1 pseudogene is annotated in these 515 nt (G+C 57.3%); it reads left to right on the top strand.

The features are described 5' to 3' along the window. Window positions 1–213, top strand: a pseudogene (locus B7L72_RS14060) (Rpn family recombination-promoting nuclease/putative transposase); the annotation flags it as partial. Between the last annotated feature and the right edge of the window lie 302 nt (window positions 214–515).

Raw genomic sequence — 515 nt, 5'->3', positions numbered from 1 at the left:
GAAAAAGGCGAAAAGCTGGGTATTGAAAAAGGCGAGAAGCTGGGTATTGAGAAAGGCGAGAAGCTGGGCATTCAGAAAGGCGAGAAGCTGGGTATTGAAAAAACCGCTCGCAACTTGTTGAAGCTGGGCGTGCTCAGTGACGAGCAGATAGCTGCAGCGACCGGGTTGGCGGTTGACGAGATTACCAGGCTACGCAAGGAAGATAAGCACTGATCCCGAGCGACACCTTTCCTTTGCCCACAAAAGGGCAGCCACCGAATCGGGCTGCCCTTGTCGTTTCTGCCTGTTTTTTATGCCTTCCGATGACTTTCTGCTCAACGCCCAGGCAGTCGCCCGATTGCCCTGCCCCCTGGGCTTGAGGCTGCAGTGTACCCGCGGCCGCTGGGAAATAGCCTGGTGGGAGGCGGCTTTAGCCCGCGATGACGGCGGCACCCGTGCTTGCTCAGGCAGTCGCCCAATGAATTGGCCTCCCACAGGGGGCCTGGGTTGAGAAAGCGGGTGTTGTGGTAAAGTAA

This window comes from Halomonas sp. BC1 (assembly GCF_002078135.1).
GTDB classification, from domain to species: Bacteria; Pseudomonadota; Gammaproteobacteria; order Pseudomonadales; family Halomonadaceae; genus Vreelandella; species Vreelandella stevensii.
The sequence above is the reverse complement of the archived record's forward strand: the minus strand, read 5'-3'. Positions and strand labels throughout refer to the sequence as shown.